Origin of the sequence: Streptomyces sp. NPDC101776 (assembly GCF_044766845.1) — a bacterium.
Lineage (GTDB): Bacteria > Actinomycetota > Actinomycetes > Streptomycetales > Streptomycetaceae > Streptomyces.
Window position 1 is genome coordinate 449,203 of record NZ_JBIWMV010000003.1, and the last position, 25,762, is coordinate 474,964.

General features: G+C 71.1%; 42 protein-coding genes. 41 read left to right on the top strand and 1 reads right to left on the bottom strand.

The window, feature by feature from the left end; translation table 11 throughout:
• Window positions 1–132 precede the first annotated feature (132 nt).
• The 21 genes from ACIRRY_RS13580 to ACIRRY_RS13680 all read left to right on the top strand — a co-directional run bounded on the left by ACIRRY_RS13580 (window position 133) and on the right by ACIRRY_RS13680 (window position 12,093).
• Window positions 133–375 carry a helix-turn-helix domain-containing protein gene (locus tag ACIRRY_RS13580; RefSeq protein WP_403971666.1) on the top strand — a complete coding sequence of 81 codons (243 nt, stop codon included), beginning with the start codon at window positions 133–135 and terminating at the stop codon, window positions 373–375.
• Complete coding sequence (locus ACIRRY_RS13585) at window positions 372–536, top strand: hypothetical protein (RefSeq protein WP_403971668.1); 165 nt, start codon at window positions 372–374, stop codon at window positions 534–536. The genes ACIRRY_RS13580 and ACIRRY_RS13585 overlap by 4 nt, the downstream gene beginning before the upstream one ends.
• Before the next feature lie 89 nt (window positions 537–625).
• Window positions 626–1,804, top strand: coding sequence for a hypothetical protein (locus tag ACIRRY_RS13590; RefSeq protein WP_403971670.1), 1,179 nt, complete (start codon window positions 626–628; stop codon window positions 1,802–1,804).
• Window positions 1,801–2,220 carry a hypothetical protein gene (locus ACIRRY_RS13595; protein WP_403971672.1) on the top strand — a complete coding sequence of 140 codons (420 nt, stop codon included), beginning with the start codon at window positions 1,801–1,803 and terminating at the stop codon, window positions 2,218–2,220. Before ACIRRY_RS13590 ends, ACIRRY_RS13595 begins: the two co-directional genes overlap by 4 nt.
• On the top strand, window positions 2,217–2,768 hold the full coding sequence (locus ACIRRY_RS13600; RefSeq protein WP_403971674.1) for a hypothetical protein: 552 nt from the start codon (window positions 2,217–2,219) through the stop codon (window positions 2,766–2,768). Before ACIRRY_RS13595 ends, ACIRRY_RS13600 begins: the two co-directional genes overlap by 4 nt.
• Entirely contained in the window at window positions 2,765–3,073 is a 309-nt protein-coding gene (locus ACIRRY_RS13605) for a hypothetical protein (protein ID WP_403971676.1), read from the top strand. Before ACIRRY_RS13600 ends, ACIRRY_RS13605 begins: the two co-directional genes overlap by 4 nt.
• Before the next feature lie 81 nt (window positions 3,074–3,154).
• Window positions 3,155–3,751 (top strand): hypothetical protein, encoded by a 597-nt coding sequence (locus ACIRRY_RS13610; protein WP_403971678.1) that lies wholly within the window; start codon window positions 3,155–3,157, stop codon window positions 3,749–3,751.
• Complete coding sequence (locus tag ACIRRY_RS13615) at window positions 3,748–4,278, top strand: hypothetical protein (protein WP_403971680.1); 531 nt, start codon at window positions 3,748–3,750, stop codon at window positions 4,276–4,278. The genes ACIRRY_RS13610 and ACIRRY_RS13615 overlap by 4 nt, the downstream gene beginning before the upstream one ends.
• A gap of 420 nt (window positions 4,279–4,698) precedes the next feature.
• On the top strand, window positions 4,699–5,145 hold the full coding sequence (locus ACIRRY_RS13620; protein ID WP_403971682.1) for a hypothetical protein: 447 nt from the start codon (window positions 4,699–4,701) through the stop codon (window positions 5,143–5,145).
• Complete coding sequence (locus ACIRRY_RS13625) at window positions 5,142–5,384, top strand: hypothetical protein (protein ID WP_403971684.1); 243 nt, start codon at window positions 5,142–5,144, stop codon at window positions 5,382–5,384. The genes ACIRRY_RS13620 and ACIRRY_RS13625 overlap by 4 nt, the downstream gene beginning before the upstream one ends.
• 6 nt (window positions 5,385–5,390) lie before the next feature.
• Window positions 5,391–6,704, top strand: a complete 1,314-nt coding sequence (locus tag ACIRRY_RS13630) for a MarR family transcriptional regulator (RefSeq protein ID WP_403971686.1) — start codon at window positions 5,391–5,393, stop codon at window positions 6,702–6,704.
• A 21-nt stretch (window positions 6,705–6,725) separates the two neighbouring features.
• Entirely contained in the window at window positions 6,726–7,088 is a 363-nt protein-coding gene (locus ACIRRY_RS13635) for a hypothetical protein (RefSeq protein WP_403971688.1), read from the top strand.
• Window positions 7,085–7,426, top strand: a complete 342-nt coding sequence (locus ACIRRY_RS13640) for a hypothetical protein (protein ID WP_403971690.1) — start codon at window positions 7,085–7,087, stop codon at window positions 7,424–7,426. Before ACIRRY_RS13635 ends, ACIRRY_RS13640 begins: the two co-directional genes overlap by 4 nt.
• On the top strand, window positions 7,423–7,794 hold the full coding sequence (locus ACIRRY_RS13645) for a hypothetical protein (protein ID WP_403971692.1): 372 nt from the start codon (window positions 7,423–7,425) through the stop codon (window positions 7,792–7,794). The genes ACIRRY_RS13640 and ACIRRY_RS13645 overlap by 4 nt, the downstream gene beginning before the upstream one ends.
• Entirely contained in the window at window positions 7,791–8,462 is a 672-nt protein-coding gene (locus ACIRRY_RS13650; protein ID WP_403971694.1) for a hypothetical protein, read from the top strand. Before ACIRRY_RS13645 ends, ACIRRY_RS13650 begins: the two co-directional genes overlap by 4 nt.
• Window positions 8,463–8,583: 121 nt before the next feature.
• Window positions 8,584–8,892: a hypothetical protein gene (locus ACIRRY_RS13655; RefSeq protein ID WP_403971696.1), complete on the top strand. Its 309-nt coding sequence runs from the start codon at window positions 8,584–8,586 to the stop codon at window positions 8,890–8,892.
• A complete protein-coding gene (locus ACIRRY_RS13660; RefSeq protein WP_403971698.1) occupies window positions 8,889–9,404 on the top strand; it encodes a hypothetical protein in 516 nt (171 codons plus the stop codon). Before ACIRRY_RS13655 ends, ACIRRY_RS13660 begins: the two co-directional genes overlap by 4 nt.
• The gene (locus ACIRRY_RS13665) at window positions 9,401–10,120 is read left to right on the top strand and encodes a hypothetical protein (protein ID WP_403971700.1); all 720 of its coding nucleotides are present in this window, start codon (window positions 9,401–9,403) and stop codon (window positions 10,118–10,120) included. The genes ACIRRY_RS13660 and ACIRRY_RS13665 overlap by 4 nt, the downstream gene beginning before the upstream one ends.
• Window positions 10,121–10,465: 345 nt before the next feature.
• Window positions 10,466–10,825, top strand: coding sequence for a hypothetical protein (locus ACIRRY_RS13670; RefSeq protein ID WP_403971702.1), 360 nt, complete (start codon window positions 10,466–10,468; stop codon window positions 10,823–10,825).
• 598 nt (window positions 10,826–11,423) lie between these two features.
• Window positions 11,424–11,669 (top strand): MerR family transcriptional regulator, encoded by a 246-nt coding sequence (locus ACIRRY_RS13675; RefSeq protein WP_403971704.1) that lies wholly within the window; start codon window positions 11,424–11,426, stop codon window positions 11,667–11,669.
• Between the two features lie 169 nt (window positions 11,670–11,838).
• Entirely contained in the window at window positions 11,839–12,093 is a 255-nt protein-coding gene (locus ACIRRY_RS13680) for a hypothetical protein (RefSeq protein WP_403971706.1), read from the top strand.
• Window positions 12,094–12,205: 112 nt separating this feature from the next.
• On the opposite strand, the gene ACIRRY_RS13685 is transcribed toward ACIRRY_RS13680, so the two are convergent.
• Window positions 12,206–12,709, bottom strand: coding sequence for a hypothetical protein (locus ACIRRY_RS13685; RefSeq protein WP_403971708.1), 504 nt, complete (start codon window positions 12,707–12,709; stop codon window positions 12,206–12,208).
• Window positions 12,710–12,976: 267 nt separating this feature from the next.
• On the opposite strand from ACIRRY_RS13685, the gene ACIRRY_RS13690 reads away from it, so the two are divergent.
• From ACIRRY_RS13690 to ACIRRY_RS13785, 20 genes are all read left to right on the top strand, one after another.
• A complete protein-coding gene (locus tag ACIRRY_RS13690; protein ID WP_403971710.1) occupies window positions 12,977–13,237 on the top strand; it encodes a hypothetical protein in 261 nt (86 codons plus the stop codon).
• Window positions 13,238–13,380: 143 nt separating this feature from the next.
• Window positions 13,381–13,671, top strand: a complete 291-nt coding sequence (locus tag ACIRRY_RS13695; RefSeq protein WP_403971712.1) for an HNH endonuclease — start codon at window positions 13,381–13,383, stop codon at window positions 13,669–13,671.
• A gap of 14 nt (window positions 13,672–13,685) precedes the next feature.
• Window positions 13,686–14,006 (top strand): hypothetical protein, encoded by a 321-nt coding sequence (locus ACIRRY_RS13700; protein ID WP_403971714.1) that lies wholly within the window; start codon window positions 13,686–13,688, stop codon window positions 14,004–14,006.
• Window positions 13,999–14,454: a hypothetical protein gene (locus ACIRRY_RS13705; RefSeq protein WP_403971716.1), complete on the top strand. Its 456-nt coding sequence runs from the start codon at window positions 13,999–14,001 to the stop codon at window positions 14,452–14,454. Before ACIRRY_RS13700 ends, ACIRRY_RS13705 begins: the two co-directional genes overlap by 8 nt.
• On the top strand, window positions 14,451–14,717 hold the full coding sequence (locus ACIRRY_RS13710; RefSeq protein WP_403971718.1) for a hypothetical protein: 267 nt from the start codon (window positions 14,451–14,453) through the stop codon (window positions 14,715–14,717). The genes ACIRRY_RS13705 and ACIRRY_RS13710 overlap by 4 nt, the downstream gene beginning before the upstream one ends.
• A gap of 4 nt (window positions 14,718–14,721) precedes the next feature.
• Complete coding sequence (locus ACIRRY_RS13715) at window positions 14,722–15,024, top strand: hypothetical protein (RefSeq protein WP_403971719.1); 303 nt, start codon at window positions 14,722–14,724, stop codon at window positions 15,022–15,024.
• 1,306 nt (window positions 15,025–16,330) lie between these two features.
• A complete protein-coding gene (locus ACIRRY_RS13720; protein WP_403971720.1) occupies window positions 16,331–16,870 on the top strand; it encodes a helix-turn-helix domain-containing protein in 540 nt (179 codons plus the stop codon).
• Complete coding sequence (locus ACIRRY_RS13725; protein WP_403971722.1) at window positions 16,833–18,389, top strand: terminase; 1,557 nt, start codon at window positions 16,833–16,835, stop codon at window positions 18,387–18,389. Before ACIRRY_RS13720 ends, ACIRRY_RS13725 begins: the two co-directional genes overlap by 38 nt.
• A gap of 10 nt (window positions 18,390–18,399) precedes the next feature.
• Entirely contained in the window at window positions 18,400–18,576 is a 177-nt protein-coding gene (locus ACIRRY_RS13730; RefSeq protein ID WP_403971724.1) for a hypothetical protein, read from the top strand.
• Window positions 18,573–19,748 carry a phage portal protein gene (locus ACIRRY_RS13735; RefSeq protein WP_403971726.1) on the top strand — a complete coding sequence of 392 codons (1,176 nt, stop codon included), beginning with the start codon at window positions 18,573–18,575 and terminating at the stop codon, window positions 19,746–19,748. The genes ACIRRY_RS13730 and ACIRRY_RS13735 overlap by 4 nt, the downstream gene beginning before the upstream one ends.
• On the top strand, window positions 19,745–20,548 hold the full coding sequence (locus ACIRRY_RS13740) for an HK97 family phage prohead protease (protein ID WP_403971728.1): 804 nt from the start codon (window positions 19,745–19,747) through the stop codon (window positions 20,546–20,548). Before ACIRRY_RS13735 ends, ACIRRY_RS13740 begins: the two co-directional genes overlap by 4 nt.
• Window positions 20,549–20,685: 137 nt before the next feature.
• Entirely contained in the window at window positions 20,686–22,107 is a 1,422-nt protein-coding gene (locus ACIRRY_RS13745; protein WP_403971730.1) for a hypothetical protein, read from the top strand.
• A gap of 64 nt (window positions 22,108–22,171) precedes the next feature.
• Window positions 22,172–22,522 (top strand): hypothetical protein, encoded by a 351-nt coding sequence (locus tag ACIRRY_RS13750; protein WP_403971732.1) that lies wholly within the window; start codon window positions 22,172–22,174, stop codon window positions 22,520–22,522.
• A gap of 17 nt (window positions 22,523–22,539) precedes the next feature.
• Window positions 22,540–22,836, top strand: a complete 297-nt coding sequence (locus tag ACIRRY_RS13755; protein ID WP_403971734.1) for a hypothetical protein — start codon at window positions 22,540–22,542, stop codon at window positions 22,834–22,836.
• A 6-nt stretch (window positions 22,837–22,842) separates the two neighbouring features.
• Window positions 22,843–23,436 (top strand): phage gp6-like head-tail connector protein, encoded by a 594-nt coding sequence (locus ACIRRY_RS13760; protein ID WP_403971736.1) that lies wholly within the window; start codon window positions 22,843–22,845, stop codon window positions 23,434–23,436.
• 11 nt (window positions 23,437–23,447) lie between these two features.
• On the top strand, window positions 23,448–23,897 hold the full coding sequence (locus ACIRRY_RS13765; RefSeq protein WP_403971738.1) for a hypothetical protein: 450 nt from the start codon (window positions 23,448–23,450) through the stop codon (window positions 23,895–23,897).
• Complete coding sequence (locus ACIRRY_RS13770; protein WP_403971740.1) at window positions 23,897–24,097, top strand: hypothetical protein; 201 nt, start codon at window positions 23,897–23,899, stop codon at window positions 24,095–24,097. The genes ACIRRY_RS13765 and ACIRRY_RS13770 overlap by 1 nt, the downstream gene beginning before the upstream one ends.
• The gene (locus ACIRRY_RS13775) at window positions 24,094–24,831 is read left to right on the top strand and encodes a hypothetical protein (protein WP_403971742.1); all 738 of its coding nucleotides are present in this window, start codon (window positions 24,094–24,096) and stop codon (window positions 24,829–24,831) included. The genes ACIRRY_RS13770 and ACIRRY_RS13775 overlap by 4 nt, the downstream gene beginning before the upstream one ends.
• Window positions 24,832–24,837: 6 nt before the next feature.
• Window positions 24,838–25,248 carry a hypothetical protein gene (locus ACIRRY_RS13780; protein WP_403971744.1) on the top strand — a complete coding sequence of 137 codons (411 nt, stop codon included), beginning with the start codon at window positions 24,838–24,840 and terminating at the stop codon, window positions 25,246–25,248.
• On the top strand, window positions 25,248–25,760 hold the full coding sequence (locus ACIRRY_RS13785) for a hypothetical protein (protein WP_403971746.1): 513 nt from the start codon (window positions 25,248–25,250) through the stop codon (window positions 25,758–25,760). The genes ACIRRY_RS13780 and ACIRRY_RS13785 overlap by 1 nt, the downstream gene beginning before the upstream one ends.
• Window positions 25,761–25,762 lie beyond the last annotated feature (2 nt).

The window sequence follows — 25,762 nt, forward strand, 5'->3', positions numbered from 1 at the left end:
CTGGACATCACTGAACTTTAGCGAATATCAGCGCAGGTCACAGCCGGGGCGCCACTGTCCCACGTTGGGTCACACTGCAACGCTGAGCATCAATGGATTGCAATGACTATCAATCTGTTCTAACGTTCGGGCATGAAGTCCTCGCCAAATCAGGACCCCTACCTCGTGCGGCGTCGGCGGGTACAGGCCGGTCTGACACAGGGAGAACTCGCAGTTCAAGCCGAGATCTCGCAGTCCTACATGTCGATGCTGGAGCGCGGGCACGCCAGCGCTTCTGCGCCAGTTTTGAAACGGCTCGCCGATGTCCTCAGGTGTGAGATCGCCGAGCTGATGCCGCCGCTGTCCGCCCCGCGCGTTGTCGGGGCTGCGGCGTGATTCGCCCGGAGTGGCAGGAGCGCATCCGACGGATGGTCGACGGCTGGCCGCCGGTCACGCCTGAGGCCTACGCCCAGCTCGCGCTGCTGCTGGCCCCGGAGTCGGGCCCGGTCTCCTCGCCCACCGAGCGCGAGCAGCAGGCCCGTCCGATGGCCGCCTGACCACATGAGAACGGGGCCGCTTCGGGATGGACCCCGGAACGACCCCTCGGCACAGCCCACCCCCGCACCTACTGAAGGAGTGGAAGACCGTGACCACATCATCCCAGACCCCGGGGCCCATGCCCCCCGAGACCGTGCCGGCCGCGACGCCGGCGCAGGCCGCCGTCGTGTTCGCCGCGTACGGCCAGGTCCTGCCCGGTCAGGTCGGCACGACGTATGCCGATCCGTGGGAGGGCAGCGACGTCCCGTACGCCCTGCGCTCGCCGTTCCCTGAGCCGCTGTCGGAGGGCCCGCAGTGCTGCATGTGCGGGGTGCCGGCGGGTGTCGAGGAGACGAGGCTGCGGCCGGACCCGAAGGGGCGGCGGTACCCGTCCGGTGCGCAGGTCTTCTACTGCCTGCCGCACCTTCCCCAGACCACGTCGGTGCGGGCGGCCGCGGGTGTGATCGCCGCGGCGATGACCCACGGTGCGGCGACCGCGCGGGAGTTGGCGCAGGCCGAGGCCGATGCCGGGCTGCTCTTCGACCCGCAGCGCGCCGAGGAGATCGCGGCCGCGGCCGCGCAGCAGGCGTACGCCGAGGACGACGAGGAGATGACTGAGCGCGGCCGCCGGCTCGCCGAGATGGCGGGCGCCCAGCGCCAGGTGGACGCGGTGGGCCGTCTGATCGAGGGCCGCCCCGGCTGGCATCTGCTGCCGGTCGCCGAGATCGCGGCGGCCGTCGAGTACGCCAAGACCGCGCACGACGGCAGCCCTCCGATGACGCTGACCTGGTCGGGCAGCGCCGAGGTGCCGGACGCGCACGCGGCCCACAAGCAGGTCGTCGTCGAGTGCATCTCCTCCTACGGCGGCCGCGCCGACCTCGTCGTCGACGGCGTGCAGCGGGCGGCCCTGGCGAGCCTGGTCGACGACGAGGTCCGCGACATCCACGCGAAGTGCCCGACGCCGGGCTGCGGGGAGGCGGCCGAGGCCGAAGCATCGGACCTGTTCGGCTGGTCCCGGCTGGAGATCGCCAGCCTCAACCTCGGGCCGCGCTGGTACTGCTGCGACGTGTGCGTGGTCGACGCCCTGGCCCGCGCCGGACACGAGATCGCGGCTGCGGACCGGGCCGCCGCCGTCGACCCCGGCGAGCAGGCGTACGACGAGGCTTCCTACCTCGACGGCCAGTACGGCCAGGGTGCGTCCGACGAGCACGCGCTGCAGCAGGCCGAGGCGACCGCGGCCGGGTTCGCGGACGAGCGCGGCGACGCCGACGAGGAGCGTGCGCTGTGAGCGGGGCGACCCAGGACAGGCCGCTGGCCGCGGTCCAGACGCTGGAGTCCACCGTGTTCCGCCTGGGCCAGCTGGCGCGCCGTCTGCTCGCCGAGTACCCGGACGCGGGGCTGATCGTGGACACCTGCCACGTGTTCGGGCACGACGACGGGGAGAGTTCGAGTCAGCTGGAGCTGAGGGCGCCCGACGTCGACGCAGTCCGGGCGGTGTGCGCGGCTCTGGGAGCCGAGGCGCACACCAAGACCGTCGACCACCACATCGTCATGGAGCACGTCCGCGGTGAGACCACGCTGGACGGCGTCTGTGTGAAGGTCCGCGCGTTCCGGCACTTCTCGTCCGAGGAGTCTGCCGTGTGGCGGGCCGAGCAGGACCAGGCGGCCACCGCGAGCGCTCAGGCGCCGGGCGGTGCGGAGTGAGCGCCAGAGACTACGACGAGATCGCCACGATCGTCGAGGAGACGAGCGCGGCGGCCGAGGCCAGGAAGAGCACCCACGACGGCAGCCGGCCGTCCGTGGGCGACGCCACCCGGGCCCTGATGGGCGTCCCTCAACTCCCGTACGCGGACGCCGTGCACGCCGAGCTCCTCGCGCAGTGCATGCCCCCGGCCGCCGTCGAGACCGGGGTGCGCGATAACCGGAGCGGCGCGCCGGAGTTGTTCCTGCGGGCGGTGTGGCCGGCGGGCACGGCGTTCCTCGGCGGCCTGGTTCGTGACCGTGGGCTGACGCTCGCGTGGTCGCACGTGACGGGCTGGAGTGCGCACGACGCCTACGGCGTGTGCCGCCTCCTGGACGTCGACGCGCTCGCCGATCCCCGGCTGATCGCCCACGCGGCCGTGCACCTGGCCAGGGAGCCTCTCGACGAGGGCGCGCTGTGGGCGCCGCTGCCCGGGCTGGGGCGCTGGTCCGAGGCCGTCTACCTGGACATCGCCCTCGCCCACTACGACGAGCGGGAGAACGACCGGTGAACGGCCCGATCCTGATCATCGGCGCGTCGCTGGTCATGCTGGCCCTGTTCGTGGTGGCCGGTGTGATCGACGACCTCGGTGAGCGGCAGCCGCCCGCCCGTGTCGTGCAGCCCCGGCGCAAGGTGCCGCTGCTGCCCCCGCCCCGTGACCGGCAGCCGGGACAGGCCGCGGCCGCGCTGACCCGCGGCCGCCACATCCGCGCGGCCCGCGCCCAGGCCCGGGCGCGTGATGCCGAGCTGGGCCGTCCACGGCCCGCGCCCCGGGACGCCGCCGTGCCCGCTGTCCCGCGCCGTCCCGGCGTCTGACCTCACCCTCTCCGGCCGGGCACGGCGTGCCCTGACAACCCCCGTGCCCGGCCGGGCACCAACCACCGAACGGAACACAGCATGCGCCGTACCGAGGCGTTGAAGATCATCACTCGTGTGCTCAGGCAGCCCGTCGAGGACGTGCCTGCGGCCGACCTGATCTACGGCCGCGCGCTGCCCCACATCGAGGCCCCCGGCCCGGACGCTCCGAAGCCGTGGGCCATGGAAGTCGGCGCCCTCGCGCTGCGGATCGTCGCGCAGCTGCCCCTGACCGACGACGAGCAGCTCAGCCCGCTCGCCCGGGCCGAGGACGCCAAGCGCGCCCGGGACCTGGTCGGGGAGGTCGGCATCCTGATGTCGGCCGGCGCCGACCTCGAGTCCGCGCCCTGGCAGCCGGTGCGCCCCGGCGACCTGGTCCACGTCCACTACGAGACAGCCGGGACGGCCGCCACGTTCGGCGAGACCTACATCATCGCCGCGGGCAAGCACGGCTTCCTGTCGATGCAGCTGCTCGCCCACACCCTGCCCGAGGACACCGAGTTCCTTGACGGCCTGGTCGGCAACTTCGCCGTCGAGGACGACCCCGACCCGCTGATGGAGCTGTGGTTCGAGGCGGGCCCGCACCGGCTGACGATCGTCCGCGACGGCCGCCCCGTCCACGTCGGCGGTGCCCAGTGACGCCGGCGGACGCGCGGGCCCTGCGCCGCCGCAAGGTGGCCGAACTGCGGACGGCCGAACCGGACCTGAGTCTGCGGCAGATGGGCGAGCGGCTGGGTCTGTCGCGCGACACCGTCACCCGGGACCTGGACGAGATCAGGCGCCGGGCGGCCGAGTCTGCGCCGGTGGCCTACACGGTGGCCGAGTCTGCGCCACCGGCCGGACGGCCTGGTGCGGCCGTGGCCGGGGTGGCGGCAGAAACTGCGCCGCCGCTGCCGGTGCGTGCGCCTGACCTGCTGGCCGGGATCGACGTGAGCGGGTCGCGTGCGCTGCGCCGGGATCTCGCGATCCTCACGCAGTCGGGCGCTCGGGCCGAGGCGCTGGTGCACCAGGCGGTGGTGGCGCTGGCGCACCAGTACCGGCAGGACCTGGCGGCCGGGCGGCTCAAGCCCGGCCAGCGGTTCCTCGTCCGGTCGGTCGACCTTCGGCCGGCGCGCCCGGCCGCTGCCCGCACGGCGGCCGACGAGCCGCCCGCGGCGGGCGCCTGAAAACCGGGTCCGGCCGCCCGGCCGCTCACCCCTCCCCCTGGGGCGGCCGGACCCACCCCCATCCCGAACACCCGTGCGGAAGAGGTTGCTGTGTACCGCTGGTGGCTCCTGCTCTCCGTGGCGCTCCTGCTCGCGGTCCTCGGCTGCAACCCCGCCTCCGGCCCCGTGCCGACGCCGAGCCCGGCCGCTGCACCCGGGGCCGTCCGATGACCGGGCCGTCCGCCCCGCCCCCCGCCCGGGGCGGACGGCCCTTCCCCGGCCGCCGACGTCGGCGCAGGCGCCGGCGGCCGGGTGAGTGCGGCGTTCTCCTGTGCCCGCACGACCTGACCTACGCCCGCCTGTACCCGTGCGGCTGGCGGTGCGACCGGCACAGCCCATCAGCACTGCCCGCCCTGCTCCAGTCCCTTCAGTGAGGAAACGATGCAGACGAGATCCACACCCACCCCCTCCGACCTCGTCGAGCGCCAGGCCGAGCCCGACGTCGTCGACCACCAGGCCGAGCCCGATGCCCCCTCATCTGCCCGGTCAGCCGCTCTGCCGTACGACCGGCGGCTGTGGGAGCAGGCCGTGCTCGCCAGCGACCTGTACGTCCCGACGCGGCTGATCGCCCTGGTGCTCGCCCATCACGCGGATGCGTCCGGGCACATCCCGGCCGGCGGCCCGCAGTCCGCAGGCAGCATGGCCCGGGAATGCGCCGTCGAGCCGAAGACCGCGCAGCGGGCCCTGGTCAAGCTGGAGAACGACGGTTACCTGACGCGGCCGGACATCCGCACGTGGACCCCGCGCTACATCCGCCCCATCACCCTCACCCTGCCGACCGCGGCCGCCCGTACGGAGCCTCCGCATACCGGCGAGGTACCCGAGTGAGCGCGCCTGAGCGGCAGTTAGCGCTGCTGCCCGACGACCCGCCCGCCTACGGCGGCCCCGCCGCCGCGCAGGTCGAGCCGATCCGTACGCAGGGCCGCACCGAGTACGCCGTGCACTGCGACGGCCCGGGCGGCTGCGGCTCGATGCACCGCCACATCTTCCCGGGCGTCCGCCAGGGCCCGTGCGGCGCCACCTACACCGTCCCCTCCGGCGACGGACCGCCTGACGACACCAGCTAGGACCCCGTGACCCACGTCCGCACGCCCGCCCCCGAGCCCCGCCGCACCTGCGGCGGGGCCGGTGGTGCTGTCTGCGGGCCGGACGGGCCGTCGTGGGTGCGGCAGAAGGTCAAGGTGCCCAGGCGGGTGTGGGGCAGCGGCCGGTACAGCGCCGGCGCGGTCGCCTACCACGCGCAGATCACCGCGCTCGCCCAGCGCCCGGACGGCTGCCGCGCCGGCGTGCTCACCCTCGCCGGGTACATGGGCGACGCCAAGCGCACCGCGGAACGTTTCCTCGCCGAGCTGTCCGCGCCCGGGCCGGACGGCATCCCCGAGCTGACCACGGTCCGCCGTACGGACGGCGCCGGCGACGGCGAGACCGCCGAGCGCCGCACCCGCGGACTCACCTCCCGCACCGAGCACTTCGCGTTCGTGGCCGTCCTCGCGGCCAAGGTCCTGAGGCACTCCCTGTTCGTCCTGTACTGCGCCCTCGCGCACGCCGTAGCGACCAGGACCGCGGTCACGGCCGCCGAACTCGGCGACCTCCTGGGCGTCACCAAGCGCTCGGCCCGCCGCATGACCGACGAACTCGAAGGCCTCGGCTGGATCACCGTCCACCGGCGCACCGGGGACCACGGCCGCCACGAGTACGACGTCCACGATCACCCGCTCCACCTCGTCACCGACGAGCCCCTGCCACCGGACACAGATGGCGGATCGGGTGCGGACACGACTGGCGGATCCCTCGCGTCTAAGGAAGACCCAGAACTGACTGACGAGAGAACCACGCAGGTGGGTGGGGCTTTCCGCCGTAGGCGAGATGACCGTAAGTGGGCCGGCGCCCCTGTGGACAACTCACCGCGGACGCCTGCGAGTTCAGCCGCCGCGACGTTCCAGCCCGCGCCTGTGCGCCCCGTAGAGCGCCCCGCGTACGCCGGACCCCAGCTCACCCTCAGCCCCCGCGTCTGGGCCGTCCTGGAGCCCGTAGCGGATCTCCTGCCCCGCACCACGACGTTCGCCGTGCGCCGCATCGCCCGGGAGGTCGGACGCCAGCTCGATTCCGGGACCTGGCCCGCCGAGATCCGCGACCAGCTCGCCCGCCTCCGCCGCTGGACACCCGACCGCGAGATCCGCGACCCCGCCCGCTGGCTCATCGGTGCCGTGCTGCCCCCGCGCTCCGACTGCGGGATGGCCGGCTGCCACTGGGGATTCCTCGCCCACACCGGCATGCCCTGCAAGGCCTGCGCCGAGATCCACACCGCCAAGACCACCCGGCGCCAGCGCTCCGCCCACCCACCCCATCCAGGCCACCGCTGCGACCACTGCCACCGCCCCGCCTGACCGGAAGGACACCCACCTGCCATGTACCCGAGCCCCACCCCACGCCGCACCACCACCGGCTACGGCAGATGCGACGACTGCGGCCGCAGCGTCCTCTACGCCCTCACCACGGCGCACCGGAAGATCATCGCCATAGACCCGGCCGAAGACCCCAAAGGCAACCAGGCCACCTCCATCCGGGACACCATCCACTGGACACGCCAGCTCAGCAGCGAGCGCCCCGCCGCCGAAGAACGCGAAGTCCTCCGCAAGCCGCACGTCTCCTCCTGCCCCATCGCCCTCGCCCGCGCGGCCGCCGCCAAACGCGCCAAAGCCGCCACCGCACGGCGCACCACCGGCCGCGCCCACACCGGCGTACGCCCCACCCCCTGGCGCACCCGATGAACCGCCGCCAGCAGCTCGACAACCAGATCGCCGCCATGCTCCGCGCCGGCGACACCCACCAGCACATCGTCAACACCCTCAACGTCGGCAACACCCGCGTCTGCCGCGTCCGCGACGAACACCACATCCCCCTGCCACCCGACCGGAGACGGCCCACCCCCGACGAAGTACGCGACCGCGAGGCACGAGCCGTCACCATGCTCCGCGCCCACGCCACCTGCCAGCAGATCCGCGCCACCACCCACGTCCAGTTCGACCGCATCAGCGAGCTACGCAAACAACACCGCATCCCCCTCCCCGACCGCACACCGAACCGGCACCCCGGAGCCACCCCATGACCCACCACGCACCACTGCCCGCCACCCCCAAGGAGGCGATCGCCGCAGCCCTCGACGCCTACTGGATCACCACCCCGCCCGGCGAGGACATCTACTGGACCATCGCCGCCGACCAGGTCGACGACTACCTCACCGCAAGCGGCTGGACCATCACCACCACGGCGGCCGCCGCACACCGCTGCACCTGCCCACCCCCCAGCCGCGCCAGCACCGCCTTCACCGGACTGCTCGCCCTCGCCTGCCTCCTCGCAGGCATCTTCTGCCTCGCGCACGGCGAACGGACCGGGGCCAGCCTCGCCTTCATCGGCGCCGGCCTCCTGGCCAACGAGACCGCCGTCGGCATCCACCACGGCCGGACTCACAGATGAGCACCGGCACCCTCTTCATCGAGGCCCTCACCACCCTCGCCATCCTCATCCACGCCTACTGGGCATGGGCCATCGCCATCATCGCCACCCTCACCGTGCTGCTCCTCGCCCTCGTCGGCGCCCTCAACCTGCTCTACGACCACCTCACCCGCACCCGGAAGGACCAGCCCGTGACCATCACCGAGTTCACCGGCGAGTACGGCACCGCCCACCGCGTCCCCGCGTCGAACTACCAGGCGGTCAGCCCCGCCGCCCTCGACAGCTGGATCATCACCGCCCCCTGCTGGCACCCGCTGTGGACGCAGTACGCCCTTGCCCTCGTCTCCCTCGTCCACCTCCCCGACGTCCCCGCGGCGCAGCTCCACCGGCCCGGCATGACCCACGAGATCAGCGTCATGGCCCTCAACCCCGAGCACGGCCCCTACGACGCCCGCACCCTCAGCGCCGGCCGCCTCCGCTACCTCACCCCCGCCAACGTGGCCGAGCAGTTCACCACCACCGACGAGCGGGCCCGCAACCTCACCCAGCTCTGCGCCCAAGGGGTCGTCGACGGCCGCCTCTGCCCCGAGACCGCCGACGCCCCCGAACGCATCCGCACCTACTGGCGCCAGACCATCCGCGACACCCTCGGCCACGACAACGACCCCCACCACGGCCACCTCACCTGACCCACGCCTCGCGCGCGCACGCGCCTGCGTTTCGCGCGCGCGAACGCAGGCGCGCGCGAGACCCGACCGTCATTACCAACCAGTAGCCATGGCCGCACGCCCCGGGCCGGAAAGAATGATCATGATCAAGGCCGCACTCCGCGACTCACTCGGCCGGCCCGTCATCCTCCTCGGCCTCTCCGGCGAGAACGTGACCCGCCTCATGGCCGACGAGCCAATCAAGATCAACCTCGTTGAACTCGGCCTGCCACCCCTGCAGATCGCCCTCGTCGGCGGGCGCACCGAGGCCCACATCGTCCAGCAACTCGAAGAGCACTACGGCCCGTTGCCCTTCCTGTGCCCACGCTGCCACCGCAGCTCCCACCACCCCGACGACAAGCGCTACGGCTACTGCGCCCACTGCCACACCTACACCGGAGCACCCTCATGACCGACCACGCCTGGGTCCGGTCGACCGTCGACCCCGTCACCCGCAAGGCCGCCTGCCTCCTGCGCTGGGGCCCGATCGAGGCCCTGATGACCCCCGAGGACACCCTCGCCACCGCCCAGGACCTCACGGCGGCCGCCGCACACGCCGAGACGGACATCGCCCTCCTCGCCTGGTGCCGCGACAAGCTCAAGGCCGACGCCACCACCGCCGGGCACATGGTCCTCGACATCCGCACGATGAGGACCCCGCCGTCCGGACCCGGGCGCAGCGCCCTGCGCATCGAGGCCGTCGCCGGAACCAAGACCGGCAAGCCCTACGTCAACATCGCCCGCGGCTCCATGAAGGGCCAACTCACCCCCGACGAGGCCCGCGAGATGGCCGGCCACTGGACCCAGGTCGCAGTCGCCGCACAGATCGACGTCCGCCTCCGCTACGCCCTGGGCGAGCACCCCGGCATCACCCCCGACGACGTCGAGCAGATCTTCGCCCGCCTCCAGGCCCTGCAACGATGACCGCCTGCGGCATCTGCCCCCGCACCGCGCCCGATCACCACCACCTGTGTCTGGTCCACGCCGGCGAGCTCCGCGGCTGGCTCACCGAGATCCCCGCACAGGCACTGCTGCTCGCCGAGGAGTTCGTCGCCCGCTCCGCGCGCCCCGCCCAGGGACGCGTGGGCGGCACCGGCCAGGCCATCGCACCCGTGCCCGTCGACCTCCGCGTCCTCGCGCTCCTCGGACCAGGCCGCTACGACCCCGTACCCGGCACCGACGACGACGGCCAGCCCCCCATCACCGCCGCCCTCGGCGCCTGGGCCGGCCACATCGCCTACCACCACCCCGCCACCCACCGCGACGACCACGGCACCGCCCACACCCAACCCTGCGAACAAGCCTCACCCCGCCACGGCGAAACCATCACCGGCTGGTGCACCTGGCTCACCGCCTACCTCCCCTACGCCCTCACACTCCCCCTCGCCCCCGGCCTCCACGACGCCCTCGACACCCTCGTCCGCCACCTCCGCAACCTCACCCACAGCCAGCCCCAGCAACACCCCCGCGCCGCACCCTGCCCCGCCTGCGACCTCTGCACCCTCGTCCGCACCGACGGCCGCTGGCACATCCACTGCCTCAACTGCGGCCACCAGACGACGCCTCGCCAATATGACGAATACGCCGCCCGATATCTCGCCGAGCACATCCAAGTCACTCCTAATGGCCAGGAAGTCTGACTAACGTCCGAAAATCATAGGAACACATTTTCGATATCCCGCCTGATCGGGTGAACATCGGTGTCTTTCCCCCTAAGGGCGCAGTTAGTCAGAGCACAATCGCCAGGCGAGCGATAAGTGCCCTTTGGCTCTGCGTGAGCCTTGCCTGAAGCAGGGTCCGCAAGGGTAGACATGAATTACCGGGTACCCGGTAATCGGAAATATCCCGTACCGGGTGGGCCCGGTACGGGGCTTGGAATCGAATGGAGGCGCGGCTATGAATTACTGGTGTCGGAACAGTTGCAGGCGCCTCCTTGCGGCCACACTTGCGTACAAGATGACTACCGCCGCGACTACAGCCGCAACGTGGGCAGTGAGCTGGTTGAGGTATCCGTGCGCGACCAGTGCATCCGTGACCTCCGGCAGTTCAAGCGCAAGAACTGTCGATACGATGGTCGCCAAATCACAAGATCCGCGATCCTGGGTGCAGGCCATGCAGATGCACCTTGCGGGGTCGCTCGAAGCGCGGTCGGCACTGTTGTGCTGACCGTTAGGGGTGCTGTCCATTGCATCCTTATTGAGGTGGTGCGGCATCGCCGCAATCACACAAATGCCCTGCTCGGCATTTGTTGCGGCGATGTCGCGCTGCTACGTGAACTCGTACATATCAACGGCATGGCCCGCCCGAAAGTCACCCGCCTCACGCTAACGAGTTCCGTGCGCTAATTCCGTGAGGCTTGATTCGAACGACAGCGCACCTGCGGAAGAAGATTTAGCCGCAGACCCCCGAGGCAGCCAAGGGCTCAGATCGCACCGTGGTGCCAGATGGTGCCCACCTCGACGCATCGCGGCCTCGATGCCGTATCCGAGGGCCCGGGCAAGCCGTCCCCGGATTCCGCGTGCCTGCGTGCCTGCGCGTCGCCCTGGCCCGGCTTGACGGGTAGGCGGCTGACAGCGCAGCCGTCGCCGCCTACCTCCAACTGCAGGGCATCGTCGTTGAGTTGCACCTCGGTGACTGAGAGGTCGCCGACCGTGCCGCCGACCTCTGAGATGACGACGAGGGCTACATCGCGTCACCCAATGGCCTCACCCCGTGTGCGATCTACTGCCCAATCTTCGTACTGGGGTTCGGCAAATACCCGGCGAGCGCGTTCCTGCTGGACAAAGATCGCTCCGTAGCGTGAACATGGAGCCAGTAGCACACCTGTGCCCATGACTACCCGTTGATGATCACCAGCGCCGCAACCGCCGGACCTCGCGCACCGGCCCGCAGCCCCGGACCACCCAGGCCCGGGGCTGCGGCACATCCCCGGGAGGTGCACGCGTGTCCCACGGCCTCTACACCGGCACCCAGGCCGCCGCCCTCGCCACCCGATGGCGCCGCACCCTCAGCGCCGACGCCGCCACCGTCACACTCCCCGCCATCTGCAACTGGCGCAGACGCGGCCACCTCCCCGTCGCAGGCCTCGACGAACACCACCGACCCCTCTACACCCTCACCGACCTCGCCCAGGCCGAGAAGAAGACACGCCCCCGCGCCCTGCGCCTCGTCGGCATCGGCGCCCCCTGACTCCCGCTGCCCGGCGAGGCGGCCGGAGCCCCCACGGGCGCCCCAACGCCCGAAGCGTGGGCCCGGAGCCGGGCAGCGGGACAGACGTCACGGAACGGCCACACGCTCATCACGCACCGCGTACGCCACGGCATGATGCCCCTCAGCCGATCGTCCTTGGGGGGACACCATGAGCAACTACAGAGACGTCCAGAGCGCCGTGCGCGTCGAGAAGTTCAGAGTCTGGTGCGCCTGGCTGTCCGGCAACATCATCATGCTGATCATCGCGGGCGCCACCCGCAGCATCGACGTCGTCAGCACCATCACGCAGATCCTCTTCACGATCTCCTTCTTCCTGCTCACCGTCACCGCCGTGCGGATGAGCAACGCCCTCGACCGCAAGGCCACCACCGCCCGCCGCCAGGTCCTCGGCGACGACCTGTAACCGCAGGAGGCGCCCGTGGCCGGCAACCCACGCAACGGGCGCCCCGCGCACTGCGCCTCGTCGGCATCGGTACGCCGTAGACCTGAGACCGGCCGGCGGGCGCACAAGCGAGTCAGGCCGACTCCGCCTTCGCCGCGGCCTGGCGGGCCAGCAGCTGCGCCTCGGGAAGTGCATCCGGCGTAGTCAGCGGCAGACGCACCGCATGCGCGTTGTCCTGCTGGACGTTGCGAGCGACCGCAAAGCGGCAACCGTCCGCCGCCTCGCCAGGAAGACGGAAGTCCAGATACGTGCGGTCCGGCCGCACGTAGCAGTAGGCGCCGACCCTGCGCGGCCCGGGAACGTACAGCTTCACGTAGCTGGTCTTCTCGGTACCGAGCTCCGCGACCGCCCCGTGATCGCGGACCTCGCCTTCCACGAACGCGATGAACAGGTCGGCATGCTGGGAAGGCGCCCGCGTGCGCAGCAGATCGAGCACATCGCGCTCCAGCACCGGCTCGGTCCGCACCTCGGCCGCCGGTGAGGTGCTGTGCAGACTGAAGTCCGCCCCGTGAGCGGCCAACACATCGATCAGCGCGGGCAGTTCCTCGCGGCTCGCATGAATGCTCACCTTGATCATTCGGATCAACTCCATCATCGAGTAGGGATGTCCTGCGGCTTCCGCCAGGGAACAGTATGCCATCAGTAGGCGGTCTGCTGCTAACAGTTCACGGAAAGCTTTTCGCCTTCTGTTCGATCCTGCCGTAACCGTGCACTCATGGCCGCCCCCTGCGCCTCGCCGGTACCAGTCCGGTCTGAGGGTCGCCACAGTCTCGTCACAAGCCCTTCACGACCGTGCGCCCCCGCCGCACCATGACCCCCACCGTCACGCACCCAGGGGGGAACCATGGGCTTCATCAACAACGCCAAGGCAGGTAAGGCCACCGACGAGGCACAGAAGGCCTACACCGAAGGACGCCAGGTCCTCGTCTACAAGATCATCGAGGCGAACAAGACCAGCATGGCCACCGCGCCCATGGCGGGCGTCGGCGAACAGATCGAAGCCGTCGAAGCCGTGGGCTGGCAGCTGTACAACATGGCGGCCGCGGAGAGTAAGACCCTCGGCGGGGAGCGCGTCGCCCTCGTGTGCCTCTTCCGCCGACGCTGACTCACACCCACCCACACGCGGCCCCGTACCCACCAGGTGCGGGGCCGCACCCATACCCGCCCGAGGTGCGCCGGGCGGTGAGGAGCGGCTGCCCGGGCGGCCTGAACGCCCGGGCAGCCCCCGCACGCAAGAGGGGGCGGACCATGGCGGACCGGTCCGAACTCACCGAGTACGAGTACCGCAAGATCCGCGCCCGCATCCTGGCCGCCTCCGACATCTGCATCATGTGCGGCCACGGCGCCGCCGACGCCGTCGACCACGTCATCCCCGCCGCCCGCGGCGGCGCCCGCAAGGACCCCGCCAACCTCGCCCCCATCCACGGCGTCGACGGCTGCCCCGTCTGCGGCCGCAAGTGCAACAACGACAAGGGCGACAAACTCCTGTCCGAGGTCAAGCGCCTCGTCACCTCGGTCGACTGGTACGCCGGCCCCTGACCCCACGGAGCACCATGACCACCGCCGAGGAGACCGCGGCCGCCGAACTCGCCGCCCGCCACGAGGACGCCCGCCAGAAGGCGTACGCCTGGGCCCTGCGAGCCACGACCGAGTACGCCCAGGCCGTCCGGCACGAGGACGACGCCCGCGCCCGCCAGAACCACGACAGCGTCTGGCAGCGCGACCGCATGGCCGAGGACCGCCGCCTCGCCGACTTCCACGGCGTACGGTCCACCGAGGCCCTCAAGCTCGCCGAGATGTGGGCCCGCGTCGCCGCCGTCCTCATCCCCCCGCTCGAACCCCTCTGGGCGGAAGTGGAGAACACCCATGGCTGATGCCCGCCTCGCCATCCGTTACTGCTTCGACTTCGGCGACATGATCCGCCAGCTGCGCGAGGCCGCGGACCGACTGGAAGACCTCCAGAACACCCACGCCTCCTCCTCGACCGATGCGCGGCCCACCCTCGACGACGTACCCGAGGCGACACCGCACCTCGTCAAGATCGACGGTTTCCTCAACGACGCCGACGCCGGCACCGCGCGCGAAGCGCTGCGCCAGATGAGCGCGGACCCGTACGGCATCAAGTCCGGCCAGGTAGTCCAGCCGTACACCGACCACGGCGAGCGCAAGTGGGTGTTCCGCTGCTGGGGCGCAGACAAGGAATGCGACGGGCTGCTCTCCCTCGGCCATTCCACCGAGTCCTCGGCCGAGGCGGCACGTGAACGCCACCGCGCAGAGTCCCACCCGCAGATGGCCCACCAGACCGCGGAAGGGACGCCATGACCATCAAGCTCGGCCCCGTCTCCGGCCTGAGGATCAACGGCGAGGACGTGACCCACTGCCTATCCAGCCTCGGCTTCACCGGGATCGACCCGTCAGCCGCCACGCCGCCACCGTGCGACTGGGACACGCTGACCGAGGTCTACACACGGATCGTCCGTGACGAGCTGGGCGAACCCGCACGCCGCGGTCCGCACGTCATCGACCAGGACGGCAACCAGGTCCGTCCGCCGAGCGGTCGGCTGCGCAACCTCGGATGGGGCTGACGTCGTGCCCGAGATCACCACTGAGCAGACCACCACCCACACGCTCACGCTCACCGACGCCGAGCTGACCCAGTGGCGCGAGGCCGCGCGCTGCGCCCTCGACCTCGGCGGTGACAACGACGAGCACACCGCCACCTGGCGCACCATCTCCCGCCTCGGCCTCCCGCCCACCAGGAGCACGCCGAGCAGCAGCGCCAGGGGAGCGGACTGGACCGCCGGCTACGCAGCAGCGCAAGCGGACCGTACGGGCAACGTGGCCGGACTGGCAGCGGAGCACACACCCACCCGCGCGGCAGATGGCGCGTGACCCGCTGCGGTTTGTCCGCCTGCTCTGCACATGGTGGGCGCGAGGCCAAACCGTACGCACGCCGCCGGAGTCGCAAGCCTTTGACCTGCATAAACGTGCAACTCCGGCGCAGGCCTCCGAGCGTCGGGCCGTGCCGGACCTGGTCGATCTGCTGACCGACCCCAGCCTGATAGGCACTGAACGCCGCTGACCTGCGACGATGCAGCGGGCTGCGTAAACGTGCAGGTCAGGGCACTGTCACTCCAGTGCGGACGGCATGATTTGCCCGGCGCCAGGCATCCGCTGCGGCCGGTACCAAACAGGACCCCCGGCATCCGGCATGCAAGCCTCTGACCTGCGCATATGTGCAGTTGCCGGTAAACGTACAGGTCAGCGGCCTGCGTCGTGGGGCTGCGGCCACCGCGCCGCGCCCACCCGGGCGGCCAGGCCCCTGACCTGCGACGATGCGGCGAACTACATAAAGGTGCAGGTCAGGGGGGTGTGACCCGCGCGCGACACGCACGATTTGCCACCGCCCCAGTAGATGCAGGCGCGCCCGCCAAATCGAGGGCCCCGCACGGCAGTCGCAACCCCCTGACCTGCACGTATGTACAGTCCCGCACAAACGCCCAGGTCGGAGGCGTGACGGCTGCCGGCCGACGCGCGGCACCAGGCTCGGCCGACACCGCAGGCCGCTGACCTGCACCTATGCGGGTAACTGTGCAAACGTGCAGGTCGGGGCGTTGCGACTCCCGTGAAGCGTGCGCGATTTGGTGACCACCTCGGTACATGCAGGCACGCCCGCCAAATCGTGACCCGTGCACGACAGTCGCAGGCTCCTGACCTGCGCATACGTGCAACTCCCGGCAAAGGTGCAGGTCAGGGGCGCGGCCAGTCCGGTCCGGCCGGAGCGCCCGCCCAGGCCGAGGTGATACCGCACCGCGCTGACCTGCGACGATGCAGCAGACTGCGTAGACATGCAGGTCAGACGGCTGTGGCCCGAGTGCGGCACGCATGGTTTGCCCACCGCCCCGGCACATGCAGGCGCGGCCGCCGAACCGGGGCGGCCGGCCCCGGCGCCCGACGCTGTGACCAGGCGCGATGCGCAACATGCGCGAGGCGGGCCATGAACTGTAAACATGCAGGTCAAAGGCGTGTGTACATGATCGATCCGAGATGATCATTTCGATTTGGCGCGGAGCTCCGGCCGATTTTTAGGGAAGATCGTCTTCTCAACCCCGCGACCAGCTTTCATTTTTCTCCCCGAGGTCTCCTGGACCCGCCGCGATCATGGCGGACCGGCCTTCGGCGTATAGGGGAGGCGATCATGGCGGCTCGGGCGATCCAGATCGGCGAGGCCGGCGAGCACGTGGCGGCCGCCGTCACGAAGCACCGCCAGCGCCGCGGCTGGGACCAGCGCTACCTGGCCGAGCTGGTCACCGCCGCCGGGCGGCCCATGAGCGCGTCGGTCCTCGGGAAGATCGAGTCCGGGGCCCGGCGCGTCGACGTCGGCGACCTGGTGGCGATCGCCGCAGCCCTCGACGTTCCGCCGGCCCGGCTCCTGCCCGGCGACGACACCGCGGAGTCCGATCCGTTCGCGGCGGCCGGCGCCCCGGGCCCGGTGCGTACCCAGGTCCTCGACGACATCGCGGCGCTCGGCGACCTTGAGGTCCTCGACGTCACCGCGCCCACGCTGGCCGCGATCGCCGTACGGCTCGCCACGGAGGTCGACGCGCCCGTCTCGCTCGGCTCCTCGCTGCAGGGACTGTCCAAGGAGCTGCGCCAGGTCCTCGCCGAGCTGCGCTCCCTCTCGCCGGAGGAGCCGGACGATGACGACGACCTCGACGATCTGGCGTCCCCCGACTGAGTTCGCCGAGGACCTGCGCGAGCGGTACGGGCTCACCTGCCCGCCGGTGTGGGGCACACCGCGCCGCCCGGACTTCCCCACGCTCGGCGGCAAGGTCGCCAAGGTCATGGAGCGCCTGGGCTACACGCCGATGCCATGGCAGCGGTACGTGTGGGACGTCTCCATGGAGCTCGACCCGGCCACCATGCGGTTCTGGTACCGGCACGTCGGCCTGTCCGTCCCCCGCCAGCAGGGCAAGACCCAGGGCCTGCTGGCCGTCAAGGTCCACCGGGCGCAGGCCTTCAAGCGGCAGCGGATCATCTACGCCGCGCAGAACCGCAGCATGGCGCGGGAGCGGTGGGAGGACGAGTTCTGGGCGACGATCGAGGTGTCCCGCCTCGCGCGCCGGTTCGTCATCCGCAAGGCCAACGGGCACGAGGCGATCATCAGCCGGGCGACCCGCTCGCGGATCGCCATCACGTCCAACACGGAGAAGGCCGGCCACGGCCCGCCGCTGGACCTCGGTGTCATGGACGAGCTGTTCGCGGCCGAGGACGACCGCCTGGAGCAGGCGTTCTCTCCGGCGATGCTCACGCGCCCGATGGCGCAGCTGTGGTGGGCGTCCGCCGGCGGCACCGAGAAGTCCGTGCCGCTGAACAAGAAGCGCCAGGCCGGGCGCGAGCTCATCGAGGAGCTGTGGCGCGCGGGCCTGCGGCAGCACGACTTCCCGCACACGGCGTACTTCGAGTGGTTCGCGCCCGAGGACCTCGACCGGACCGACCCGGCGACCTGGTACGCGACGCTGCCGGCGCTCGGCTTCACCGTCACCGAGGACGTCATCCAGCACGAGCTGGACACCATGGACCCCGCCGAGTTCGACCGGGCCTACCTCAACCGGACCCGCAAGAAAGTGCCGCCGCCGGACACGAACGTGCCCGCCGCGGCGTGGCCCGCTCTGGCCGAGGCGGAGTCGGTGCCGAACCGGGAGCTCCTCGCGTTCGCGGTCGACGTCTCGCAGGACCGCGCCTACTCCTCGATCGGCGCGGCCTCGCAGCGCGAGGACGGGCTCATGCACCTGGAGCTCGTCGACCGGCGCCCGGGCACGGACTGGGTGGTCCCCGCCCTGGTCCGGCTGTGCGCACTGTGGGACCCGCTGGTCGTGGCGATCGGGTCGACCGGGACACCGGCCGGCTCGCTCATCGACGACCTGGTCGCCGCCGGCATCACCACGCCGGAGGACAAGGACGAACCGCACCGCGGGCACCTGGCGGCGGTACGGACGAACGACTTCGTCGAGGCCTGCGGGCAGATGGCCGACGCCCTGAACCAGGCCACCGCGCGCCACCGCGACCAGGCCGACCTGACCGCCGCGGTGAGCGGTGCCCGCTCGCGGCGCGTCGGCGACGCGTGGGTCCTGGACCGCACGGCCTCGCTGACGGACGTCAGCCCGTTCGTCACCGTGACGCTCGCCCGCTGGGCGCTGGTGGCCAAGGGGCCGCACGTGCTCGACGACTACGACCCACTCGACTCGATCTACTGAAGGGGGCGCAGTGCGCGAGCGGATGACAACCGCGCTCGACACCGCCGGCCTGCTGCTCATCGCGGCCGGCGCGGGCGCCGGAGCGTACCGGTGGCTGGGGTGGGCGGCCGCGGCCGTCAGTGGCGCGGTGGTTCTGGCCGGTTCCTGGCTGGCCGCAGGACCCGGGAGGAAGGGCGGCAGGACGTGAGTCTCTTCCGACGCGACTACGCGGGCGCGAGCGCCGACCAGCTCATCCCGCCACGGCCCGCCACCGGCGGGGGTGCCGCGCTCGTCACGAACGAGACCGCGCTGCGCAACAGCGCGGTGTGGGCTTGCCTGCGGCTGCGCGCCAACCTCATCAGCACGATGCCCGTCGACCTGTTCCGCAAGGTCGACGGCATCCAGGTCGAGGTACCCAAGCCCACCGTCCTGGTCACCCCGGGCGGGGCCGAGGTCGAGATGCCCGAGTGGATGTACTCCAGCCAGTTCGACCTCGACCGGTCGGGCAACGGGGTGGGGCTGATCACCGCCAAGGACGGGCTGAACCTGCCGGCACGCATCGAGCTGGTGCCGTGCAGCGACGTCACGGTCCGGATGCGCAAGGGCAAGAAGACGTACCGCATCGCCGGCACGATCTACCAGCCGGAAGAGGTCTGGCACGAGAAGCAGTACACCGTCCCCGGCCTGCCGGTCGGCCTTTCACCGGTGGCGTACGCGGCGTGGTCGATCAGCGAATACCTGTCCATCCAGCAGTTCGCGATGGACTGGTTCCGCAACGGGGCCGTTCCCTCGGCGCACCTGAAGAACACGGCGAAGACGATCACGCCGGGGGCGGCCGACGAGGCGAAGGTGCGGTTCAAGGCGGCCGTGGCGGGCCGGGATCTGTTCGTCACCGGCAACGACTGGGACTACGAGATGATCCAGGCCGAGCAGGCGGGCGCCGACTGGATCGCCGCCAAGTCGTTCGGTATCGGCGACATCGCCCGGTTCTTCGACTGCCCGTCCGACCTGATCGACGCGTCGGTGTCCGGCAGCTCCGTGACCTACGCGAACATGACGCAGCGCAACCTGCAGTTCCTGGTCATGTCCCTGGGCCCGGCCGTCAGCCGCCGCGAGAACGCGCTCAGCCGCCTGTCCTCGCGGCCGCGGTTCGTGAAGCTGAACCGCAACGCGCTGCTCGCGATGGACCCGCAGACCCAGGCCAGCGTGATCAGCACGCGCATCACCTCGCGCACCCTCGCCCCGTCCGAGGCCCGCGCCCTCTACGACCAGCCGCCGTTCACCGAGCAGCAGATGGCGGAGTTCGACCGGCTGTTCGGCAAGGGCACCACCCCGACGCCCACCACCGCGACCCCGCAAGCAGGAGGCACACCCTCATGACCGACATGGCGACCCTGCGGCAGCAGGCTGCCCAGGCCCGCGCCGGCGCGGCGGGCTCGACGGCGATGTCCGTACCCCGCGACCGGCCCGAGACACCCGAGGTGCGGTTCAGCTCCCAGCTGCGCGCGAAGAAGGTGCAGCGCGACGACGGGATGGAGTGGTACCAGGTCGAGGGCTACGCGTCCGCCTTCGAGCAGGGCTACGAGATGTACGACTTCTACGGCCCGTACACCGAGATCGTGTCGACGGGGGCCGCCGACCGGACGCTCGGCGCGGACCCGGAGGTCGTGTTCCGCTTCAACCACGCGGGTACCCCGATGGCCAGCACCCGCAACAGCAGGCTGGAGCTGTGGGCCGATGCGCAGGGCCTCGGCGAGCGCGCCTACCTCAACCCGAAGCGGTCGGACGTGCAGCTGCTCGTCCAGGCCATCGAGGACCAGGACGTGCGCGAGCAGTCGTTCATGTTCCGCATCACCTCGGGCCAGTGGTCCCCGGACTACACCGAGTACCGGATCATGGAGTTCGACCTGGAGCGCGGCGACGTCGGCCCCGTCACCTACGGCGCGAACCCGCACACCTCCATCGCGGCCCGCTCCGGCGAGTTCCTCGACCTCATCCCCAGCCTGCCGCCCCTGCTGGCACGCGAGGCCCTCAGCCGCCTCACGCAGCGCGGCGACCTGAGCCTGCCCCCCGTCCCGCCCGCGCCGCAGATGCCCGCGCGCGCGGCGGCCGCGGCCGCCTCCGGTCGGTCGGTCTCCATGCTCCGCACTCGGCTCCTCGTCGGCCTCGACGAGGACTGAGTCTTTCCAGACACAGCGCGCTGTCCGGCAGATGCCCGGACGCGCAGCCCTGTGCCGCCCGGCAGATGACCCGGGTTGGGCCGTGGCCCCGCTGTAGCTGCACCCAACAACCCCATCTGCACGGAGGGAACACACCCATGCCCGGAACCATCGACGACCTGATCGCGAGCATCGAGGTCGAGCAGGAGGCCGCCCAGAAGCGGCTGAAGAAGTGCGGCGCCGAGGTCACGCTCATCCTCGACAAGGCGCAGCAGGAAGGCCGCTCCAACCTGAGCGCCGAGGAGGACGCGCGGGTCGCCGAGCTGTTCGCCGCGCGCGACCAGGCCCGCAACGACATCGCCGGCATCGAGAACAAGCTGGCCAACGCCAACAAGATCAAGACCGAGGAGATGGAGCGGGAGGCGAAGCAGAAGGAGGTCCGCGAGACGCAGACCCGCACGCCGTCCTACGACCAGGTCGCCCGGGTGGGCCGCGAGGAGCGGACCTACCGCAGCGACGAGGACCCGTATGGCAAGGGCTTCCTGATGGACGTCTCGCGCCAGTTCCTCTACCAGGACGTCGAGGCCTCCCACCGGCTCGCGCAGCACATGCGGGAGGAGCGCGTCGAGCGCGCCGAGTACATGCAGCGCGCGGTCGGCACCGGGGCGTTCGCGGGCCTGACGGTCCCGCAGTACCTCACCGACATGTACGCCCCGGCGACCGCGAACCTGCGGCCGTTCGCGGACGCCTGCAACCAGCACCCGCTGCCGGAGTCCGGCATGTCGGTGAACATCTCCCGCATCACCACGCCGTCCAGCGCCGCGCTGCAGGCGTCGGAGAACGCGGCCGTCTCCGAGACCGACATGGACGACACCCTGCTGACCGTCCCCGTGCAGACCGCGGCGGGCCAGCAGACCGTGTCCCGGCAGGCCATCGACCGCGGTACGGGCATCGAGGACGTCACGATGCAGGACCTGTTCAACCGGGTCGCCACCGTCCTGGACTCGACGCTGATCAACCAGGCCACCACCGGCCTGTCGGCGATCGCGCAGGCCGTCGCCTACACCGACGCCTCCCCGACCGGCGCCGAGCTGTACCCGAAGATCCTGGGCGCGGCCGCGGGCGTCGAGGCGAACCTCCTCGCGATGGGCCGCCCGTCGCACGCGGTCATGCACTCGCGGCGCTGGTACTGGCTGTCCAGCCAGATGCAGTCCGTGTGGCCGATGATCAACTGGACGAACCTGCCGGTGCAGGCCGCGGGCAAGGCCGACGCGGCCAGCTCCTACAACTCCGGCCCGCGCGGTGTCCTGCCGTGCGGCCTGGAGGTCATCGTCGACAACAACATCCCCACCGGCCTGGGTGGTGGCACCAACGAGGACGAGCTGTACGTCGTCCCGCAGTCGGAGTGCCACCTGTGGGAGGACGCCAACGCGCCGATGTTCATCCGCGCCGAGCAGGCCAAGGCCGCCTCGCTGGGCGTGCTGCTGGTCGCGTACTCGTACTTCGCCTACACCTTCGGCCGCTACGCCAACGGCATGCAGAAGGTCGGCGGCACGGGCATGGCCCAGCCGACGTTCTGACCCCGTCCGGGCCCGGCAGTCCCCTGCCGGGCCCGGCTGCGTCACACACCGAAGGAGATGGGCCGTGGGGCTCAGGAACGTACAGGCCGACGTCGCGCTGGTGTCCGCCTCGCGCGGTGCCGGCACCGTCACGAGCGGACCGGTCGCCGCAGCGGGCGGGGCCGCCGACGTCGTACTCACCGTGCACTGCACGGCGGTCACCGGCACCCCGACGCTCGACGCGTCGCTGGAGGAGTCGGCGGACGGCAGCAGCTGGACGGCGATCACGGGCAGCGCCATCACGCAGCTGACCGCCGCAGGCAACAGGGTCGCCTACGCGGCCGTCACGAAGAACTACGTCCGCGTCACGTCCACCGTGGCGGGCACCACGCCGACCGCCACCTACCGGGCGTCCGTCTGGATCCGCCCCGAGTAACAGGAGGAACCGCAGTAATGGCACGAGACGAGAACATGATCGCCGCACTGAAGCGGGAACGCGCCGTGTACGTCAGCCGGGGCGACGAGGACCGCGTCAGCCAGGTCGACGAGTCCCTCGCGCACTACGGCTACGGCACGGAGCCGGATGAGGCGGACGGTCCGCAGGGTCGCACGGCAGCGCCGCAGCAGACCGCCGACCAGGGCAAGGCGCCGACGGCGAGGAAGCCGTCCACCAGGAAGGCGACGGCGCCGGCCACGCCCCCGCCGTCGGACCCCTCGACCGGGGACCAGACCGAGTCGCCGGCCGGGTGATCTGAGGTGGCCCACGAGTACGGCACGGTGGCCGACCTGAAGGAGCGGCTGGGTATCGAGGCCATCGACACCAGCCGGGACGCCCAGCTCACCCGGGCGCTCGGGGCCGCCACACGGAGCATCAACAAGACGTGCGGGCGCCGGTTCTGGCTCGACGACACCCCGACCGCGCGGGTGTTCCGCCTCGCCGGGAAGGTCGCGTGCGAGCCGGACGGCGACCTGCTCCTGGTCGACGACATCGGCGACGTCACCGACATGGTGGTGGAGACCGGCAACGGTTCGACCTGGACGGCCCTGAGCGACTACGAGACGCAGCCCGACAATGCGCTGGCCGACGGCAACCCGGTCACCGGCCTGCTCCGCAACGGGAGCTGGGGCATCTATACCAGCCGCGTACGGATCACCGCCCGGTTCGGCTGGCCGGCCGTCCCCGACGACATCGGCGAGGCCACGGCGATCCAGGCCTCCCGGCTCTTCAAGCGCAAGGACAGTCCGGAGGGCGTCATGGGCTCCGCCGAGTGGGGCGTGGTGCGGCTCTCGCGCCGTGACCCGGACGTGTGGAACCTGATCGAGCCCTACCTGCTGCCGGGCTTCGGATAAGGGGGGCGGCCGTGCAGATCTCACCAGTCCGTGACGCCATCGCGGTCGCGGCCGCCGCGGTGGTGCTGCCCGAGGGAATCGGCAGGCTGACGTGCTCCGGCTTCACCCCCGACGCGATCGTGGCCCCGCACTTCTTCGTCGCCGAGTACACGCAGGACTACGACAAGGCCATGCGCCGCTCGCTGGATGAGCTGGAGTTCACGTGCCGCGTGCTGGTCTCCCGAGCGGACGACCGGGCCGCACAGCGGATCCTCGACTCGATGCTGTCCGGCTCCGGCCCGGCCTCGCTCAAGGAAGCGATCGAGGCGGCCCGCGGCGCCCCGGGCGAGTACGCCCTCGGCGGCCTGGCCCACGACCTGCACGTGATGCGCGTGCAGGGCTACCGCTGGTACGAGCACGAAGGCACGCAGTACGTGGGCGCCGAGCTGATGGTCAAGGTCATCGGAGAGGGGAGCAGCTGATGCGCATCCGCATGCTGGTGCAGATGCCGCCCGGCGGCCTGCGCAACGGGCAGCCGTGGCCGGACGAGGGCGAGGAGACCGAGATCCCGACCGGGGAGGCCCTGCACCTGGTCGCCGCCGGCATCGCCGAGGAGATCGCCGAGCAGAGCGCGGCCCCGTCGCGGCGCCGGCCCAAGAAGACGACGGAGGGCGCCGGATGACCAAGTTCGTCCTGACCAACGTGCGGCTGTTCACCGTGGGCGTCGACCTCACCTCGGCGAGCAACAAGGTCGAACTGACCGCGAAGGTCGAGGAGAAGGAGACCACCAACTACGGCAGCCAGGCCTACAAGGAGCTCATCGGCGGCCTGGCGTCCGCCGAGTTCGCCTCCGAGGGCCAGTGGGAGGCCGGAGACCCGGGCAAGGTCGACGACGCCGCATGGGCGCAGCTCGGCGGGGTGGGGGCCTGGTCGGTCGGCCCGGTGGGCGCCGCGGTCGGGAACCTCGCCTACCTCACCAAGGTGCTGCGCTGCGACTACAAGCTCGGGGACGCGGTCGGTGAGGTCGCCCCCTGGACGAGCAGCGGCAAGGGATCGTGGCCGCTGGCCCGGGGCCAGTTCGCCCACCCGCCCGGCACCGCCAGGACGGCCACCGGCACCGGCACCGGACTGCAGCTCGGCGCGGTCGCCGCCGGCAAGCGAATGTACGCGGCGCTGCACGTCCTGTCGGTCGCCGGCACCGCCACGCCGACCGTCACCGCCCGCGTCGAGTCGTCCGTGGACAACACGTTCGCCTCGCCGACGACCCGGCTCACGCACACCGCGGCGACCGCGGCGGCCGGCGAGATCCTGCGCACCGACGGCACCGCCATCACCGATACCTGGTGGCGCACCGCCTGGACCATCACGGGCACCACGCCCTCTTTCATGTTCGCGACAACCCTAGGGATCTGGTGATCACCCATGCCCAAGATGGTCCTGCTCGCCGAGTACGTGGCGATCAACGGAACCGACCTGTCCACCTACAACAAGAAGGCCGAGCTCACGACGAAGGTCGAGGAGAAGGACGTCACGACCTACGGGAGCCTCGGCTGGAAGGAACTGCTCGGCGGTCTGAAGTCCGGTGAGCTCGCTCTGGACTTCCTCCAGGACGTCGCCGCCGCGGCCCTCGACTCGATCATGTGGCCGCTGCTGGGCACCGTGGTGACCTTCGAGGTCAGGGCGAGCAACGCCGTGGTCGGCACGTCGAACCCGAAGTACACCGGGAGCATCCTGATCAACGGCTGGAACCCGATCCAGGGCTCGGTCGGCGACGAGGCCTCGGTGGGCGTCAGCTACCCGACGTCGGGGGCCGTGCTCCGGGCCACGGCCTGATGGCCGGCGGCCCGCCGTTCGAGCTGCGGGCCACCCACGAGGGCCTCGACGCCCTGGCCCGGGCCCTGAAGGCCGAGGCCGACGGCAAGCAGCTGCGCAAGGAACTCGCCCAGAATCTCCGTGAGGCCCTCAAGCCCGGCGCCGACCAGGCCAAAGGGGCGATCATGGGCATGATCTCCCTCAACGGATCGCAGCCCGCGCTGCGCTCCGCCATCGCCAAGAAGATCCGGCCCGAGGTCAAGCTCGGCGGCCGCTGGACCGGCGCCCGGGTGAAGGCCTTCAAGACCAAGAACATCCGGGGATTCCCCAACGCGCCCAAGCGCACCAACTCCGCCCGCGGCTGGCGCCACCCCGTGTTCGGCAACACGAACGTCTGGGTGCAGCAGCGCGGCAAGTTGGAGTGGTTCGACAAGGCCTTCCGCGGCCGCGAGGGCATCTACAAGCAGGCCGTCCACGAGGCCATGGAAGACATGGCCCGGCGCATCGCCGACCGGGCCGGGAACGGGAACTGACC